The sequence below is a fragment of the Chryseobacterium sp. 22458 genome (assembly GCF_052044975.1).
Taxonomy (GTDB): Bacteria; Bacteroidota; Bacteroidia; order Flavobacteriales; family Weeksellaceae; genus Chryseobacterium.
Genome location: NZ_JBQEOA010000004.1, coordinates 36,104 through 54,161, shown reverse-complemented (window position 1 = coordinate 54,161; position 18,058 = coordinate 36,104). Strand labels below are relative to the sequence as shown.

General features: G+C 36.7%; 17 protein-coding genes and 3 tRNA genes. 7 read left to right on the top strand and 13 right to left on the bottom strand.

The genetic code is table 11. From position 1 onward, the window contains the following. Positions 1 to 9: 9 nt before the first annotated feature. From ACTJJF_RS14575 to ACTJJF_RS14560, 4 genes are all read right to left on the bottom strand, one after another. Complete coding sequence (locus ACTJJF_RS14575) at positions 10 to 981, bottom strand: polyprenyl synthetase family protein (protein WP_065396880.1); 972 nt, start codon at positions 979 to 981, stop codon at positions 10 to 12. 102 nt (positions 982 to 1,083) lie between these two features. Further along, on the bottom strand, positions 1,084 to 2,226 hold the full coding sequence (locus ACTJJF_RS14570) for an inorganic phosphate transporter (RefSeq protein WP_312298149.1): 1,143 nt from the start codon (positions 2,224 to 2,226) through the stop codon (positions 1,084 to 1,086). 12 nt (positions 2,227 to 2,238) lie between these two features. Further along, positions 2,239 to 2,877 carry a DUF47 domain-containing protein gene (locus ACTJJF_RS14565; RefSeq protein WP_065393534.1) on the bottom strand — a complete coding sequence of 213 codons (639 nt, stop codon included), beginning with the start codon at positions 2,875 to 2,877 and terminating at the stop codon, positions 2,239 to 2,241. A 151-nt stretch (positions 2,878 to 3,028) separates the two neighbouring features. Beyond that, on the bottom strand, positions 3,029 to 4,720 hold the full coding sequence (locus ACTJJF_RS14560; RefSeq protein WP_440700110.1) for a DEAD/DEAH box helicase: 1,692 nt from the start codon (positions 4,718 to 4,720) through the stop codon (positions 3,029 to 3,031). 387 nt (positions 4,721 to 5,107) lie between these two features. On the opposite strand from ACTJJF_RS14560, the gene ACTJJF_RS14555 reads away from it, so the two are divergent. Continuing rightward, on the top strand, positions 5,108 to 5,773 hold the full coding sequence (locus tag ACTJJF_RS14555; protein ID WP_440700109.1) for a DUF2461 domain-containing protein: 666 nt from the start codon (positions 5,108 to 5,110) through the stop codon (positions 5,771 to 5,773). A 67-nt stretch (positions 5,774 to 5,840) separates the two neighbouring features. Here the strand turns inward: ACTJJF_RS14555 and ACTJJF_RS14550 are convergent, their stop codons facing one another. Further along, the gene (locus ACTJJF_RS14550) at positions 5,841 to 6,416 is read right to left on the bottom strand and encodes a hypothetical protein (RefSeq protein WP_440700108.1); all 576 of its coding nucleotides are present in this window, start codon (positions 6,414 to 6,416) and stop codon (positions 5,841 to 5,843) included. Between the two features lie 9 nt (positions 6,417 to 6,425). Next, the gene (locus tag ACTJJF_RS14545) at positions 6,426 to 7,253 is read right to left on the bottom strand and encodes a PD-(D/E)XK nuclease family protein (protein WP_440700107.1); all 828 of its coding nucleotides are present in this window, start codon (positions 7,251 to 7,253) and stop codon (positions 6,426 to 6,428) included. A gap of 231 nt (positions 7,254 to 7,484) precedes the next feature. Here ACTJJF_RS14545 and ACTJJF_RS14540 point away from each other — a divergent pair, with 231 nt between their 5' ends. Both ACTJJF_RS14540 and ACTJJF_RS14535 read left to right on the top strand, forming a co-directional pair. Then, positions 7,485 to 8,279 (top strand): FkbM family methyltransferase, encoded by a 795-nt coding sequence (locus tag ACTJJF_RS14540; RefSeq protein ID WP_440700106.1) that lies wholly within the window; start codon positions 7,485 to 7,487, stop codon positions 8,277 to 8,279. Between the two features lie 9 nt (positions 8,280 to 8,288). Then, positions 8,289 to 9,767, top strand: a complete 1,479-nt coding sequence (locus tag ACTJJF_RS14535) for a lipopolysaccharide biosynthesis protein (RefSeq protein ID WP_440700105.1) — start codon at positions 8,289 to 8,291, stop codon at positions 9,765 to 9,767. 23 nt (positions 9,768 to 9,790) lie between these two features. Here the strand turns inward: ACTJJF_RS14535 and ACTJJF_RS14530 are convergent, their stop codons facing one another. The 4 genes from ACTJJF_RS14530 to ACTJJF_RS14515 all read right to left on the bottom strand — a co-directional run bounded on the left by ACTJJF_RS14530 (position 9,791) and on the right by ACTJJF_RS14515 (position 14,423). Next, positions 9,791 to 10,837 carry a hypothetical protein gene (locus ACTJJF_RS14530; RefSeq protein WP_440700104.1) on the bottom strand — a complete coding sequence of 349 codons (1,047 nt, stop codon included), beginning with the start codon at positions 10,835 to 10,837 and terminating at the stop codon, positions 9,791 to 9,793. Positions 10,838 to 10,998: 161 nt separating this feature from the next. Further along, the gene (locus ACTJJF_RS14525) at positions 10,999 to 11,853 is read right to left on the bottom strand and encodes a glycosyltransferase (RefSeq protein ID WP_440700103.1); all 855 of its coding nucleotides are present in this window, start codon (positions 11,851 to 11,853) and stop codon (positions 10,999 to 11,001) included. A gap of 70 nt (positions 11,854 to 11,923) precedes the next feature. Beyond that, positions 11,924 to 13,324, bottom strand: a complete 1,401-nt coding sequence (gene aspA / locus ACTJJF_RS14520; RefSeq protein WP_440700102.1) for an aspartate ammonia-lyase — start codon at positions 13,322 to 13,324, stop codon at positions 11,924 to 11,926. Positions 13,325 to 13,397: 73 nt separating this feature from the next. Next, entirely contained in the window at positions 13,398 to 14,423 is a 1,026-nt protein-coding gene (locus tag ACTJJF_RS14515) for an N-acetylmuramoyl-L-alanine amidase (protein ID WP_440700101.1), read from the bottom strand. 136 nt (positions 14,424 to 14,559) lie between these two features. Between ACTJJF_RS14515 and ACTJJF_RS14510 the strand changes: the two genes are divergently transcribed. From ACTJJF_RS14510 to ACTJJF_RS14500, 3 genes are all read left to right on the top strand, one after another. Beyond that, positions 14,560 to 14,644 (top strand) — tRNA-Ser (locus tag ACTJJF_RS14510). A 15-nt stretch (positions 14,645 to 14,659) separates the two neighbouring features. Beyond that, positions 14,660 to 14,734, top strand: a tRNA-Pro gene (locus ACTJJF_RS14505). A gap of 43 nt (positions 14,735 to 14,777) precedes the next feature. Next, positions 14,778 to 14,851, top strand: a tRNA-Arg gene (locus tag ACTJJF_RS14500). Between the two features lie 119 nt (positions 14,852 to 14,970). Here ACTJJF_RS14500 and ACTJJF_RS14495 read toward each other — a convergent pair. Further along, positions 14,971 to 15,654, bottom strand: coding sequence for an MBL fold metallo-hydrolase (locus tag ACTJJF_RS14495; protein WP_440700100.1), 684 nt, complete (start codon positions 15,652 to 15,654; stop codon positions 14,971 to 14,973). A 54-nt stretch (positions 15,655 to 15,708) separates the two neighbouring features. Then, positions 15,709 to 16,296: a Crp/Fnr family transcriptional regulator gene (locus ACTJJF_RS14490; RefSeq protein WP_440700099.1), complete on the bottom strand. Its 588-nt coding sequence runs from the start codon at positions 16,294 to 16,296 to the stop codon at positions 15,709 to 15,711. Between the two features lie 262 nt (positions 16,297 to 16,558). Between ACTJJF_RS14490 and ACTJJF_RS14485 the strand changes: the two genes are divergently transcribed. Then, positions 16,559 to 17,383, top strand: a complete 825-nt coding sequence (locus ACTJJF_RS14485; RefSeq protein ID WP_312298174.1) for a 5'-nucleotidase, lipoprotein e(P4) family — start codon at positions 16,559 to 16,561, stop codon at positions 17,381 to 17,383. 70 nt (positions 17,384 to 17,453) lie between these two features. Here ACTJJF_RS14485 and ACTJJF_RS14480 read toward each other — a convergent pair whose 3' ends face one another. Further along, positions 17,454 to 17,930, bottom strand: coding sequence for an LIC11966 family surface protein (locus ACTJJF_RS14480; RefSeq protein WP_440700098.1), 477 nt, complete (start codon positions 17,928 to 17,930; stop codon positions 17,454 to 17,456). Positions 17,931 to 18,058 lie beyond the last annotated feature (128 nt).

Genomic DNA, 18,058 nt, shown 5'->3' with positions numbered 1-18,058 from the left:
CTTCCTATATTAACTTTCTCTTCTCAACAGGTAATTTGCCAATTCGATGAATGGTTTTTTCTTTTCTTCAGGAACGTCTATTTTCTGAAGATAGCTTTGTCCGATCTCATTGTGCTTTTCGATCAGGCGTAATGCTTTTTCGTCCACCTTTGTTCTTCTGAAGATCTTTTCAACGCCATAAATCTTGTCAACATTATCGGTCTTTTTAGAATACCAGTAATCCAGTTCTTTTCTTTCTTCCTCTGTAGCATGCTCTCTTGCCAAAAGATATAGGACTGTTTTTTTATTCTCGTAGATATCTCCGGCATGTTTTTTACCGAACTGTGCCTGATCTCCGAATACATCAAGATAATCATCCATGATCTGGAAGGCTATTCCGATGTGTTTTCCAAAATTGAAAATTGCTTTGGCATCTTTAAAATCCGCTCTTGCTATCAAGGCTCCGATTTCAAACGAAGAAGCACTTAAAACTCCGGTTTTATAAGTAATCATTCTGATATAATCATCAAAAGTAACATCCTTTTGGGTTTCAAAATTGATATCATACTGCTGTCCTTCACATAGCAGAAGTCCGGTATGCGTAAAAATCCTGATACAGGCTTTGAAAATTTCAGGTTCAAGATCCTCAAAAAACTTATAGGCTTTAAGCATCAGCCCGTCTCCGGAAAGGATTCCCACATTGATCCCGTGTAAAGTATGTATTGTAGGTTTGTTTCGTCTTAAGGGAGCTTCATCCATAATATCATCATGGATCAGGGTGAAATTATGGAAAAATTCAATGGCCAGCGCCGGTTTGATAGCTTGTTTAAGGTCTCCTCCAAACAGATCACATGCCATCAGTACCATAATAGGGCGAAGACGTTTTCCGCCGTGGGAAATGATATAATTCATCGGGTCATACAGCTCCGAAGGTTTATCTTTGAAAGTATACTTGGTAATGGCGTCAGCAACAATCTGCTGATATCTGTCTAAAAATTCCATAAAATCTTATAATTTGAACAAAAATACGATTTTTCGAGGCTTTATAAAACAAAAAACTTTGCCCAAACGGACAAAGTTTATATGATAAATATGATTTGTATTTTAAAAAAGGAAGGTTACCACAAGGTAGGTAATTCCAGCTACTATCGCAGAGATTGGAATGGTTAGAACCCATGCCCACAGTAAGCTTACTGTGATCCCCCATCTTACAGCCGAAATTCTTTTCGTTAGCCCTACCCCGATAATGGAACCGGTGATGGTGTGTGTTGTAGACACAGGAATACCAAAATGGTCTGTAATGAATAACGTGATAGCACCCGCAGTTTCTGCACTTACTCCTTCTAATGAAGTTACTTTCGTAATCTTGGTACCCATTGTTTTGATGATCTTCCAGCCTCCACTCATTGTTCCTAAAGCGATTGCAATAAATGAAACTAAAGGAACCCAGATATAATGCTGTGCAAAGTAATCAAAACGTCCAGCTGCCGGAATGTTCAGATATACAGGATCCTGAAGCATTTCAACATGATAGTAGATCAATGCGGCTCCAATGATACCCATTACCTTCTGCGCATCATTCAGACCATGACCTAAGCTGAATAAAGCTGAAGAAGCCAGCTGAAGTCTTTTGAAAGACTTATCTGCTTTGTGAGGGTTTGATCTTTTATAAAGATGAACAATAATTAATGTAATGATAATCGAGATGATCATCCCTATGACCGGTGCCATGAAAATGAACAGGAAAATAGGAATTACTTTATCAAACTTTACAACGCTCTGGTGGGTTACCTGGCTGAAAGCTTCCTTAATAGTTTCCCAGGTTCCAAGATCTGGCTGTGCTGCTGCCACGTCATGATAATCCATCATGAAAGCGTGCATAAGAGCTGCCCCCAGGAAACCTCCGATCAGCGTATGTGATGATGAAGAAGGAATCCCGAACCACCATGTAAGCAGGTTCCAGGCAATAGCGGCCATAAGACCGGAAAATATAACTTCAAGGGTGATAAAATTCTCGTTTACCGTTTTGGCAATTGTATTACCAATTTTGAATTCTCCAATAATATAAGCAGCGATAAAGAAGGCTGCAAAGTTCCAGAGCGCCGCCCAAAGTACAGCCTGGAATGGAGTTAAAACTTTTGTAGAAACTATAGTTGCAATTGAGTTGGCTGCATCATGAAAACCATTGATGTAATCGAAGATCAGGGCTAACGCAATAATAACTATAAGTAAAATCGGAAATTCCATTTTTGCTATGTATTAGGCGTATTTAATCATGATGTTCTCAATCGTGTTGGCAACATCTTCTGCTTTGTCTGTTACTATTTCAAGATAGTTCAATACAGATGAAACTTTAATGATATTGATGGCATCATTGGTTTCAAATAATTCTACCATTGAATTGGACAGTAAGTCGTCTGCAATATTTTCAATAGAGTTTACCTTGATACAAGCTTCTTTCACCTGCTCCATATTTTTGAAACCTTTAAGGTTTTTCATCGCATTCTGAATCTCAAGACATGCTTTGTGGATCAGTAAAGAGAAGTCTGAATACGCCTTCATCTCCGGTGATTTGTATAGGAAAATATATTTTGTAGAAGCGTAGATATAATCGGCGATATCATCTAATCCTGTTGCCAGTGTATGGATATCTTCACGATCGAAAGGTGTAATGAAGTTTTTTCCAAGCTCTACGAAGATTTCGTGAGTAAGTTCATCATTTTTGTGCTCAAAATCACTCATTTTTTTCAACATTGAATCGTCATTAAGATCGAAATCCTTGATTCCTGCGTTGAATTCTTCTGACATTGCAACTAGATTTTCAGTTACTTTTTCAAAAAGTACAAAGAAGATTTTATCTTTTGGTTGAAAAGCGTGGAAAATATTACCAATTCCCATTTTTTAGTATTTATAATTCGTGTGCAAATTTCTTAAAAAAGGATTGTACGTGAAACTATATAACATTAAGTTTTGTTAACATTCGCTTAACTACTGATTATCAAATAAAAAAACCGGCATTACTGCCGGTTTTGTATGGTATAAGAAGAGATTAGTTTGCTACTTCAGCTCTCATATCTTTTCCTTTGAACTTCATCGATTGAATATTGCTCAGGACATTGTCTTTGAACGATTTTTCAACTTCGAAGAAAGAGAATTTCTCTAAGATTTCGATATCCCCGATTTCAGCTCTTTTCTTGCTTTTTCCGCCAGAAGTAGCTTTATTGATAATATCTAAAACATCAAGTTTCTTCAGATGGTCTTTTTTACCGAGATTGAAGAAGAATCTTACCATATTCTCATCTTTTCTTCTTGGTTTTCCACCACGGTCTCTGTCTCTTCCACGATCTCTGTCACGACCTCTATCTCTGTCTCTGTCACGTCCACGGTCTCTTCTTGAGTAATCGTCATCTCTGCTGCTTAATTTCTGCTCAGCAAGATCATGCTTGTCTTTGTAATATAAAGCAAGGTCTTTCAATTGGAACTGCAGTAACTGGTGTACCAGTTCTTCTTTGGTAAAGTTGCTCAGATCCGGGATTAAGCTGTCATCAAATTCGAATAGATCTTCGTGCTCCGTCAATAATTTTTCGAATACACCACCTACCTGAGCTTTGATGATATCATCACCTGTAGGAATAAATCTTTCGTGGATTTCAATTTTTGTTGCAGATTTTATCTGTTTCAGTTTTCTGCTTTCTTCAGGCTTAATTAAAGCCATAGAAATACCGTCTTTTCCAGCTCTACCTGTTCTTCCGCTTCTGTGAACGAATACTTCAGGGTCATCCGGTAAAGAGAAGTGAATAACGTGAGTAAGAGAGTTTACATCCAATCCTCTTGCTGCAACGTCTGTAGCTACAAGAATATCGATGTTTTTCAATCTGAATTTCTTCATTACCGTATCTCTCTGCGCCTGAGAAAGATCACCGTGAAGAGCATCAGCTGCATATCCGTTCTGCATCAAGAAATCGGCAACCTCCTGAGTTTCCATTCTCGTTCTGCAGAAGATGATGGAATACTGGTTAGGGTTTGCATCGATCAGTCTTTTCAATGCTTCTTTTTTCTGACGGTATCCTACTACATAGTATTCGTGAGTAATGTTCTTCTTCACTTCGTTGATAGAACCTACAGAAATACGATGTGGTTTTGTAAGATAATTTTTGGAAATTCTTTCCACTTCTTTATTCATCGTTGCAGAGAATAAGAAAGTCTGTTTTGTTTCCGGAGTTTCGCTTAGAATGGTTTCCAATTCATCTTTGAATCCCATAGAAAGCATTTCATCAGCTTCGTCTAATACCAACCAATGAATGGCAGAAAAGTCTAATGCTTTTCTGTTGATAAGATCAATTACTCTTCCCGGAGTTCCCACAATGATCTGTGGTTTTTCCTTCAAAGATCTCATCTGCTCTACAATACTACTTCCACCATAAACCGCAGTTGTCTTGATGTCTTTCATATACTTAGAGTAATTCTTTATGTCCTTCGAAATCTGAAGACATAATTCCCGTGTCGGACAAAGCACCAATAATTGGATTTTGCGACTCGTATCGTCAATCATATCCAAAATCGGAAGCGAAAACGCTGCTGTTTTGCCTGTCCCTGTCTGCGCAAGTGCGATCAAGTCGCGAATATCTGAAAGAATAAAAGGGATAGTCTGTTTTTGGATTTCTGTTGGGCTTTCGTAACCCAGTTCGCCAATTGCCTTAAGGATATCAGGACTTAAATTGGTTTCCGTAAATAAATTCATTAACTATTTTAAAATTTTTGCAAAGATACAATAAATATTTGATTTGTTTTTGAACAAAGTTTTAAATATACAAACTTAAATTCACAATTTTTTAATATATTTTTAATTTTTAGAAAATTAAATCCAAAAAAACAAGGCATAGATTAAGAAGTTGTTAAACATTATTTTTTTTTATTAAATTGGATTGATTTTTTCTGTGTTATTTATGAATTTTCAAAAATAAAGCCAGAAAAAGTATTTTTTTTCTTTTGATATTCTTATTTATCGTCATCAAAATATTGTACCATACTCAATAGTTTTTGTACATTTGAGTTACAGTATTCGGGATTTCCGGGATCGAGAAAGCATTTAAATTTCTCTTAACAATAATAAAACACCAAACACAATATGTCTGCAGGTATTTCTTCCAAAACTTTTGATTTTTTAAAAAAGTTAAATAAAAACAATAACCGTGAATGGTTTAATGAAAATAAAGATCTTTATACGGAATCACAGCAGAATGTGGTTTCATTTCTGGATGAGCTGATCAGAGAGATGTCAGCTTTTGATGAAGAACTTGGTAAAATAGACAGTAAAAAATCTTTATTCAGAATTTATCGTGATACAAGATTTTCAAAGGATAAATCACCTTATAAAACCAACTTCGGAGCTTCTTTGGGAATGGGAAAAGGCAGTCAGAAAGGGGGCTATTATCTTCATTTGGAACCTGGAAAATCTTTTCTGGCGGGCGGAATCTATATGCCTGAATCTTCTGTTCTGAAAGATGTGCGCAAAGAAATTTCTTTGTATGGGGATGACTTTCTTAAAATAATCAACAACAGGGATTTCAAGAAGCATTTTCCTGAACTTGACCAGGATGACAAGTTAAAAAAAGTACCGCAGGGATTTGAAAAGGAGGATCCTATGGCGGAATATTTAAAGCTTAAAAACTTTATTGTAGTCTATTCTCTGAAAGACGAAGAGGTGCTGGATAAAAATGCTGTGAAGAATATGACAAAGGTTTTTAAACTGATGAAACCTTTCAATGATTTTTTGAATACGCCGTTTCAGTAATTCTTTTAAGAACCTTAAATTTAATAAATCCCCGCTTTTTTAAAGGCAAGGATTTATTAAATTAAGACTATTTTTTACAGGTCTCGTTTATTTCTCTTAATAATTGAGTAAGTTCCGGGCTTTTTCTTATTCTGTTGACTTTTTCTGTTACCTGCTCTACAAACTTTTCAGTTTTATTTCCTGCATACCAGGCCAGTTTATCATTTTCAATATGCCCGTCATTCACAGAATCAAAAAAGAAGTTCCCTGCTTCAAATATTTTCCAGTCATTATCAAAAATACTATCCGGTCTCAGGGTAGATAAGAGTGGTGAATATTTTTCTGTACTGAGTAAAGCTGTTGCTTTTGCGGATTCGAAATGATTCCCATTTAGCCATAGTCCAATTCTGTTACCAAACATCCAAAGACAAAAGGATTCTTTACCAAAATCCTCTAAGAACCATCTGTAGTCCCATGTATTCCAGTTTACAAAAGACCATCCTTCAGCAGGGTCATTGATGAAATAATGAATTATCTCCGTTTTGGCTTTTTTATACCATTCATTATTTATTTCATTTTTTTTGTTTGAAAGTTCTAAAAAAGAATTCCACTTTTCAGGGGTATCAAATAAATTCATGGCTTGTTTCAAAAATTCTCTGTTCATAGTTATTTTTTAATTCCAATATTCTATATACTGTTGTATATATTCCTTTAATCTATAGTTTTCATCAGGTATAAAAGACAAACATTCTTCCAGCCAGTCTTGAATTTGATTGTTAAAATTCCATATATCGACATCTATCGGAACTTTTCCGGGCAAATCCTGTGAGAAATTTACAGGTCTTACAAGTGTATTTTCAGAAGGCAGCTTTCCGTCATTCGAAACCAGATAAATAATCTTAAACTTACAATCCTCATTTATATGTTCTCTGCTTTTATTATAAATCACTTTGTGCCAATATCTGTATATCTGATTTTCCTGATCGTAAGCTCCGTTAGATTTATTTTCAATAATAACAGCACTAAACGGATGTTTTCTTTCTATCAGAATATCTATTTTTTGTTTTTCGATGGTTACCTTCCACTTTCCTCTGTCATAATCAGTATACCCCAGCATTTCAATAAACTTTTTAAGGAAAAGATCACCCTGCCCATGACTTGCTCTATCGTTAAGAAAAAAACCTAAAAGTTTACTATGAAGAGTTTCATCAATATGAAAGAAATTCAAAACATTAAATCTTATAGATTTTTCCCGGGATAAAAGCTCTTCTTTTTGTCTGATCGTTTTAAATCCTAAAAAAATATTTTCCAGTTCGTCCAGATTATTTTTTTTATGAAAGCTATTCAATACAGAATAGTCAATAGAAGGCAAATTGTTCTGTTGGTGACAAACACTATCACTCCAGCTATCTAATAATGAGATTTGCTGATCCAGAAAGTGCTTATATATAACTTCTGTCTCTGCCAGCAAATCAGGTAACGAATCATTGTCATGGCCCATATAGTTTCATTTTAATATTCTGTTTAATCAAAAATAATAACAGGGTAAGTTACTTTAAATCGTCCTATTCTACAAAGCGTCTCTGCGACAAATTGAAAACAGATTAAAGTTCAGCTCATTACAAAATACAACATAAAGCCTATCTGTTGAAAATCAATAAATTATATTTAACATTTTTTAAGATAAGTTTTACATTTTTGTTTATCTTTGCTGTTCGTCAAAAAGCTAAGGATGTCTTTATACCAAAAAATTGCAGAAAAACTACAATATATAAGTCCGAATTTCTACAAAAAAAGATACTTTAAGAACTTAAACAATCTTAATAAATATAATTTTTCGGAACGTAATGTAGAACCGGAACTGGTATGGATCAAAGAATACCTTCCCAAAAATGCTGTAATACTGGACATTGGTGCGAATGTAGGAACCTTCCTCTATCAGTTGGAAAATAAGCTAAACCATGAGCATATTTATGGTTTTGAGCCCAACAAAAAACTGTACAGACGCTTGAAGAGGCTGTTTCCCTCCATGCGTATTCTTCCTCTTGCACTTTCTGACGAAAATACGATGGCGGAATTTAAAGTTCCGGTAATCAACGGAAAAACAATTGCTTCCCGCGGGACTTTAAATACTTCTTACAAAGAGAAAGGAGAAGAAAAAAGCTACACGGAGCAGGTAAAGGTAATCAAACTCGACGAATGGGCAGCTCTGGAACATTTCAACAGGCTGGATTTCATCAAAATAGACGTTGAAGGAAATGAAATAAAAACCCTTTCCGGAGCCAGAGAAACCATCAGACAGTTCCACCCTACCTTAATGGTTGAAATGGAACAAAGACACCACCAAACACCTATATGGACAGAAATTTCCGAAGTGGAAAGCTGGGGATATAATGCCAAATATCTCAACAGAAACACCTTTACGCTGGAATCTCTTACAGAAGAAATTATATTGCAAAATACAAACGACGAAAAAAATAAAACTCAGTACATCAACAATATTATTTTTATACCTAAAAACATTTAAAACAACTTTATGAGTGTAGTAGCGAGACAAGGCTTCAAATATTCCATTATCGGTTATATTGGTTTTTTGCTGGGCACGGTTTCCGCAATATTCATTTTTCCGAATGATTTTGAATTTTATGGAAAGCTTCGCTACAGTATGCAAACCGCTGAGATGCTTGTTCCCTTTGTAGTCTTCGGAATCTCTTATGCGAATGTAAAGTTTTTTAATTCTCTGCAGAAGGACGGTAAAAATCAGAATATGCTTTCGCTTTCTCTGATGATCATTTTGATCAACTTTCTCATATTTACCACTGTATTCTTTATTCTTCCTTATTTCTATCCGAAGTTCATTCATTCGGAAGCCTGGAAAATTAAAGAAATTATTCTGCCTTTAATCTTAATACTGTCACTTTGTGCTATTTTCAATAAATACACTTCCAATTATAAAAGAATCGTTGTCTCTAATATTTTTGACAATCTTTTTCCTAAAATAGCCAATCTTGGAGCCTTCTGTCTCTTCTTTTATTTTTCCATGTCTCAGAATATCGCCCTGGCATTCTTCTTCGGCGTATTTGCGTTAATGCTTTTCGGTTATATTTATTACACCAATAAGCTTGAGAAAATTCATTTTGATTTCAGGACGGATTATTTCAAAAAAAATAACTTCTGGAAGGAGTTTATGAATTACAGTTTCTTCGGATTCCTGGGAACGTTTGGAAATTATCTGGCAATCAACAGCTTTATGATCGGAGAATTCATGGGAATGGAGGAAAATGGTATTTATTCTGTTCTCTATGCTTTGATTTCCCTCATCTCTATTCCGCAGTTGGGATTGTTTAATATTTCAGCACCTATTATCAGTAAAAATCTTGCTGACGGTGATATGGAAGACCTGGACAGATTTCACAAGAAAACCTCTTTAACATTATATTTCCTGGGGGCAGTGCTATTCTCATGCATTATGGTAGGCTTTCCTTACCTGACGCAATTCATGCCGAAAAACGGAACCATGCTCAGGGAATACGAACCTGTAGTCTGGATCTGGGGTTCTGCGGTACTGATCGATCTGGCAACCGGTTTCAACGGAAATATTATTTCCCTTTCAAAGTATTACAGATTCAATATTCTTGTGATGCTTTTATTGGCAGGATTAACGATTGGACTGAATTATTATTTCATTAAAAATACAGATCTCAAACTGATTGGAATTGCCTTGTCTACAGCCATTTCTCTGACCATTTACAATGTGGTAAAAATCATTTTCAACTATATTATGTTCAAAGTTTCACCTCTGAGCATTGAAATGATTTTTGTTTCCATTATCTGTACTCTGGCGATCACTGTAGCTATTGTTCTTCCGAACTTCAACAGCAACTTCATCAACCTGGTTTATAAGCCTGCAGTGGTTTTAGTACTGATCTACATCGGTAATTATTTCACGAAAGTATTCCCGATTGAAGACTATCTGAACATGAGATTCATTAAGAGTGTTTTAAAAATCAAATAAAAACAGAGAAACATTCCTTTTTCTTACTTGGAAATAAGACGGCTTAAAAGATGCTTCAGATTATGCTGAACTTCATCTCTTCCATAGACATTCTGAAAGTCGAAATGAGTAGCAGAAACTTCTTTTAACTGCTCAAAGATATTTTCTTTTTCAGGAATGATAAATTTCAGTTTCGACGGATAATTTTGCGGAAAAACCGCCAGTTTACCATAAGCTATAGCATCACCGATATTTCCGGTCATCTTAGTAATCCCGTAAGTTTCTTTCATGCTGAAAAATTCTGTTTCCTGCTGAATCGGACACCAGAGGACATCAGCTTTCTGCATCCATTTTTCAAAATCTTCTGAAGACACTCTTTCAGAGAAATAAGTGATCCTGATATTGTCCGGTAATTGTGAAGATAAATTTTCAAGCTGCTTCAGTTCATGACCGGCTGCTTTTCCAAGGAACACAAATTCACACTGATCAGTGGTTTTTATATCCCGGATGGTTTTAAAGATATAATGATAATCTCTTCTTTTCTGTGAAACTCCACCGGGAATAACCACGGTAAGCCCCCTATTTCCGGTTTTATCAAAGTTTCTTGCGTAAAACAGGGGTAAAAACTGATATTTTCCTGAAACCAATATTTCATCCAGTACCAGAAGAGATCCGGAATTCTGATAGACCTTCGTTTTATAAAACAGACCTTCCTTCAGCCATAGCTTTAACCTGAATATCACATCTCCTTTGAAAATACTTTTAAAAAGATTCATTTTTGAAGCATTAATAAAATTGAGATTGTGGGTAATAATAGCAGTATTATATTTTTCTGTCAGGGCAAAAAACGTATTAAAATAACGATGAACCGTCCCGATAATGACCAGATCATATTTTTTTACTTTCAGCTGCTCCAGGATCATAGAACTGTCTGATAAGAATACGGATTCATCATGCGAAACCACCTGATCTTTAATTTTTTTTGAAAAATAGTAGTCTACAGCAAAATCCTGGGCTCCTTTCATAATATCTATAAAAGCCTGCGCAATTTCTGCATGAGTATCGATTTCTATGTAAGCTATTTTTTTCACCTGCTAATAAGGATTATGGATTTTATTTTATAGGTTTTGGCTAAAGCCAATTGATTTTTAATTTATTGTTTAAACGGGCTAAAGCCCGTTGCTGTTGAAATATTCCGTTTGGTTTCTGATAACACTGATTTTTAAGCAGCTTTATGATGATTTCTTTTCATCTATATCTTCAGCCACTTTTTCTTCAGCATTTTCCAGCGTTGATCATTTATCGTTTTTTGTTCCTCTTTAGTGATCTTAAGTTCAAGTTTTTTTGATCTGCAGTTCTCATAAGAATTGATAATGTCAAAGAAAAATGATGGTGACTTGCTTTTCATTGCTTCTTTTGAAGCGGCAATATAAGCCAGAAATCTGTTCAGCCCTAAGAAATAGAAATATCTGCCATAATAATCTGCCGGTCTGATGGTATAGTCAGCTCCTTTTACTTTGATCAGTTTTACATGAAGTTCCGGAATAACGACTTCTTTCCAGCCCAGATTTTCCAGTAGAATAGAATCGATATTATCCCAGCCTAATGTCTCTCTTAAGCCTCCCATCTGAATAAAGCATTCTTTACGGTAAGCTTTCATAGGTCCTCTTACGTGGTGTTTATTGGAATTCCCTTCATATACCCAGTTTCCGTCTTTTTCTATATACAATAGTCCTCCTGTCAGTCCATATTCGGGGTTCCGGGCAAAAGCGTTACTTACTGTTTCAAGATAATGTTCCGGAAGGATGATATCGGCATCAAATTTACAGATGATGTCAAATTGATCAACAGCTTGTGTCTGCAGGCCGTTTTTAAATGCATGAACCACCTTGGAACCTGGCTGGTGTTCAGATTTCTGAAGATTGATGGTTTCAAAGCGGGTATCAGTTTCTGTATAGGTTCTGATAACTTCAGGAGTTCTGTCTGTGGAACCGTCATTCACTATCACTACTTTAAAATCCCTGTGACTTTGCAGCTTTAAGGAATCAAGGGTAAATGAGAGGTTGTCTTCTTCGTTATGGGCAGGAATTATAATTAAAAACCTCACGAATTATGGTATAAATGATGAATGATAAGTGGTAAATTTCCTTAGGGTCATTTACCACTTATGTTTTTTATTATTTGTTATGCGGTGTCAGCATATTTTTCGGATCAAGAATTTCATCCAGTTTCTCCTGCGAAAGAACTCCTTTCTCAAGAACAAGGTTATAAACACTTTTTCCGGTTTCTAATGCTTCTTTAGCGATTTGTGTGGACTGCTTGTAACCGATGTAAGGATTCAAAGCTGTCACAATACCAATGCTGTGTTTTACCATATTCAGGCAAACTTCCTTATTGGCTGTGATCCCCGTTACACATTTGTCACGAAGCGTGTCTAATGCATTACAAAGGAAATTGATATTTTCCATGATGGCATGTGAAAGTACCGGCTCCATTACGTTAAGCTGTAACTGTCCTGCTTCTGCGGCAAACGTTACGGTAAGGTCATTTCCGATCACTTTGAAGCAAACCTGGTTTACCACTTCCGGAATAACAGGGTTTACTTTACCCGGCATGATGGATGATCCCGGCTGCATCGGAGGAAGGTTGATCTCAAAAAGGCCGGCTCTTGGTCCCGATGATAATAATCTCAGGTCATTACAGATCTTTGATAGTTTTACAGCCAGACGTTTTGTTGCTGAAGAATAGATAACATAAGAACCTGTGTCAGGTGTTGCCTCTACCAGATCCGGCGCCGAAACAATTGGGAAACCTGTAATCTGAGCCAGATTTTTAGCACAAAGGGTTGCATATCCTACCGGAGCATTCAGTCCTGTACCAATAGCTGTTGCCCCCATATTTACTTCTACAAAAAGACTGGCATTGTTATTCAATTTGGAAATATCCTCTTCTAAAGTGGCTGCATATGCCTCAAATTCCTGACCCAAAGTCATTGGTACAGCATCCTGAAGCTGCGTACGTCCCATCTTGATAACATCCTGGAATTCTACTCCTTTGGCACGGAAAGCGGCTACAATACTTTCCAGTCTTTCTACAAGCCCTGTATTCATCTGCAGCAATCCCATTTTGATCGCTGTAGGATAGGCATCATTGGTAGACTGGGAAAGGTTGATATGGTCGTTAGGTGAACAGAATTCATATTCTCCTTTATTTTTTCCTAATTTTTCCAATACGACATTAGCAATGACTTCGTTTGCATTCATATTGATGGAAGTTCCTGCCCCACCCTGAATCATATCTACCGGAAACTGGTCATGATATTTTCCGTCTACAATTTCGTCACAGGCTTCCGCTATTTTAAAATACAGGTTTTCGTCAAGAAGTCCCAATTCATAATTGGTTTTTGCTGCTGCTTTTTTTACAAAAGCCAAACCTTTGATGAACTCAGGATATGAAGACAAAAGCTGTCCTGAAATTTTGAAATTGTTGATAGCTCGTTGTGTCTGAACCCCATAATAAGCGTCTAGCGGCACATTAAGTTCGCCCAATAGATCGCTTTCTTTTCTGAAATTTTCCATTACAGATATTTTACTGTTTTTGATCGTTTAAAGATAGCAAAAACGCATCTAAACGATGCGCTTTAATTTGAATTTATTTTGCCGGATATTTTAGGTTTAACGCTTGCAGTATCGCCCATGTTTCGGCATCCATCACTCCGTCATAGTTTTGTGGACGGAAATGATACTGGAAGGCTTCGATTGTTTTCTTTGTAGCATCATCCCATTTTCCGCTCAGTTCCATTCCGTATCCAAATTTCTGTAATGCAGTCTGGATGCTGAAAATAAAAGTAGGATCGCTATATCTAGTGACAAATTCTGTCTGGGCAAGATCAAAATAATTTTGCTTGGCCGCTTCATCATACCACATTCCTATCTGGTATTGGTCATATAATTTCTTCCATGGGAACATAGGGCCCGGATCCTGTTTTCTTGTAGGTGCAATGTCTGCGTGAGCCAATACGTTGGTTGCCGGAATCTGATATCTTGTAACAATGTCTTTGACCAGTGCCGCCACTTTTTTCATCTGATCATCACTGAATGATGCAAATATTCTTTTACCGGTACTGTCTGTTGTATAACCTGTGTTCACAATTTCAATTCCTATGGAGGTATCGTTAAGGTTTTTGTCATTTCTCCAAGAGCTTACACCGGCATGATAGGCACGTTTGTTTTCATCCACCAACTGATAGATCTCGTTATCTCCTGTATTATTTACAAGATAATGGGCACTTACAGCCTGCTGGGTAAGAACGCTAACTGACTTATCATCCAGAAGTGCCGTATAATGCAATATAAGGTAACGCTGTCTGAAATTTTGTGCAACGGCAGGGAAATAGGTTTTTACCACTTTATATCCGGCCGGTTTTGCAGATACTATAGAACCATAGCTTACCGTATTATCATTCTTTGTGGCATCTGCTATATTGGTTGTAAAAAAATCCACTCCGTGATCAGATATAACTTTTGGTTTTGGAGCTGCCAGAGCCGGTGTCTGAACGGCTGGTTTCGTCTGTGCTACCGGGGTTTTCGGTTTGTAAGTATTTTTTTTTACATTTTGCTGTGAAGTACATGAAAAAACAAAAGTGCTTAATCCGATGATATATAATGTCTTACGCATCAGTTTGGGTTTTTAACAATTTATTACTTCAAAAATACGTTAAATTTTTCTTGAATTTTATTTGGTAAATAAAGAAATCTGTTCTATATTTGCACTCGCAATAACGGAACAACGATCATTAAAAAATAAACAAAAAGGAGGGTTGCCGGAGTGGTTAACGGAGCAGTTTGCTAAACTGTCGACGCGAAAGTGTCGCAAGGGTTCGAATCCCTTACCCTCCGCTCTTCTTATATATTCGGGGCGTAGCGTAGTCCGGTCATCGCGCCTGGTTTGGGACCAGGAGGTCGCAGGTTCGAATCCTGCCGCCCCGACTTTTTTAATGCGCTTATTGACTAAGCGGGAATCAACTTTTAAGGGTGCGTAGCTCAGCTGGATAGAGCATCTGCCTTCTAAGCAGACGGTCAAAGGTTCGAATCCTTTCGCGCTCACTGAAACCTCACAATTTATTTTTGTGAGGTTTTTTTGTTATTATTTATGAATTCAATGATTCAAGACTAACTAAAATATCTCTTCTGGTAAGCAATAGAGATTACAGCACAGTTTATCGTTAAATAGCAGCACTATACTTAGCTACAAATTGCTCAAACTTCTGCTCTTTATTTTGCATAACCGGCCCATGTCCGAAGCAGATAATAGAAGGATTCAGTTTTGCTAGCTTCTGGAGCGACCTGATATTGCGCTGCTGGTCTGATGTGAATATGTTTGGCGGAAGATGCAGACCGGTTGCTGTTGTGAGCAAATTCATATTTGTTGCTGCGTCTCCTATGATCAGCACACCATCCCGCTCACGGAATAAAGAAATATGACCTGGCGAATGTCCGGGCGTCTCTATTACCCGAAAGTTTCCGATCATATCATTTTCAATGACCGTTCCGTCTACTTTATGTCCCTGCCCTGCCCAGTATTTTTGCTGAAGCTTTGCCAACCAATGTTTTGAATCTGGATAATCCGTGGTTACCATACCTGTTTCGGTCCTGAACACTTCGTCGGGATGACATAATAAAGGAATAGCAAACTCAGCACATATCTGATCGCTACAACCCTGATGGTCTGCATGTGCATGCGTCAGTATATGCTGATCAACCGGGATTTTCCGTAGCGCTTTCTTTACAGCGGTATATGAACTCCGTATTCCGGAATCTACCAATACACCTTCGATAATATAGCAGTTGATGCTGTTTCGTGGCATCAGTGGAACGTGGAATACTTCCGGAGCAATTTGACGTAGCATAATTTTTTTGTGCAAATCTACATCGCTGATCAGAACCACATAAGGACATTTGTCCTATAATACATCCGGCCTGTGTATTTGTGCCTTAGCCCGTGTAAGTGATCGTTGAGTGACCCCCAGGTACGAGGCAAGATCCTGCGTGGTTGTGCGTTGTATGAGCATCGGTTCGTCTGACAGGATATGACGGTATTTATCTACAGCCGACCTGTTATTAAAATTCAGCAGATAACGTTCCTTTTGGTTATACTCCTGCTCCATCACCAGTTTTATAACTCCATTCCAGGTGGTCACCTGACCAAGCAAATGCTGATACTCCGGGTATGCTATTCTATAGATTACACAATCTTCTATGGCCCTGATACTTCTTTTTGATTTTTCCTGATTTACAAACTCCGGAAACGAGGTGACAAATTCATTTTCAAACTTGAAACAGGTTATATTCTCCTTTCCTTCTCTGTCGACAGCATATGCTTTTACAGCACCACTGGCGATAAATCCAATATGACGGCAGACTTCATCTTCACGAATAAAAAAATCACCTTTTTTTAAATGAACCGGTTTAAAGAACTTTACAGAAAAGTCGATTTCCTCAACTGATAATTCTTCTGTTGAGGATAGGTAATTTTCAAATACATCAGTCATTTTACAATTTTTTTGCTCTTTTGTTTTCTCCTTATCCATCTAATCTATGGATCATATCTCAAATCCAGTATCCAAATCTAATCATTATTGTATATTCAAAAAGACAGTCTTTTAATTTTTTGAGCAATTTTAAAAACCTAACAGGTTTTGAAAACCTGTTAGGTTTATGTAAAAAAAAGAATATTTACTCCTGTAATAAAAACATATTGAGTTGCAATAAAAATCAAATTGTTATAATTTTGTTCTTCTCTATTTTAATTCAATGAAAAATTTTAAATATATAATTTCAGGCTGCTTTCTGGCTTTGGTTGTATCTTGCCAAACAGCAGCTCCGGCTTTAAAAGCGTCCAATGAGAATACTTCTTACCAAAATCTAGGTCATAACGGAAAAATATATGCTGCATTTTACCAGCAAAGAGCAGCCGAATATGAAGCGCTTTGCCTGCAGGCCTATAATATTGCAAAACTCCGTCTGGATGAGGCTTTATTACAAAAAACAGAAAAACCTTTGGCTATTGTTTCAGATATTGATGAAACATTTCTGGATAATTCCTATTATGCTGTTGAGCGTTCAAAAATGGGAAAGGACTATGATCAGAAAACATGGGAAGAATGGACGGCCAAGGGGATTGCAAAACCACTTACCGGTTCCCAGGAGTTTTACCAGTATGCGGCAAGTAAGGGTATACAGGTCTTTTATGTAACCAACCGGGCAGAGCAGGAACGTGCAGGAACTTTGAAAAATTTAAAAAAGTACCACTACCCTCTTCAAAGTGATGCCAATTTAATTCTTCGCTCAAAGGAAAGCAGTAAGGAAAACCGAAGAAAGGATATTGCCAGAAATTATAATATTGTATTGCTGTTAGGTGATAACCTTGCTGATTTCGCTGATATTTTTGATAAAAAATCGGAAGAGGAACGGTCTGCAGCAGTGAAAAGCGCAGCAAAAGATTTCGGTAAAAAATTCATTATCATCCCGAATGTTGGCTATGGAGACTGGGAATCGTCATTTTATCAGTATAAATATGATTATACCAACCAACAAAAAGATTCAATGATGTATAATGCTGTAAAAGCCAATCCTTAAAAGGATAAGCACATAAAAAAACTCACAGCTTCTGTTGTGAGTTTTTTTATAGATAACTTAAAGTATTGCATTACTTTTTATATTTACTTTCAAAGTCCGCAGACGCTTTATTCACATTATTAGCCATATTCTGATATGCTTCATTGATCTCATTGAGCAATTTGTTTTCAACGGCAGGATCAGCAGTTTTGTTTTTTCGGATTTCTATCAGCTTCGGGTAAGATTCCGTTACAATTTTTTTATATCCCTTCAATCCGGTCAGAACAGCTGTTTGAAACGAAGCATCCCCTTTGAAATCACCTAAGTTTTCTACTTTTTTGATGTCAGTATCCAACTGTTTATCCCATTTAACCCGAACCTCCTCTGCTTTGGCATAATCAGAGCCCGCCATTGCTGTATTCATCTCACTGATATTGGTTTCGCTACCATTGATTACTGTAATAATTTCGTTGTTATAAGATGCAGGATCTGAGTTACCGGATCCTCCACAACTCATTAATGATAAGGTTCCAATGATTAATGATCCCAATAAAATTTTTTTAGTCATAGTTATATAATTTAAAGATTTCCACTAATGTAATAATTTTAATCATTTTCAACAAATATAGATCTCACAATCAATCTCATAGCTAAAAATTCAACTATTCATTATAAAAAATACCAACTTTTTAAAAA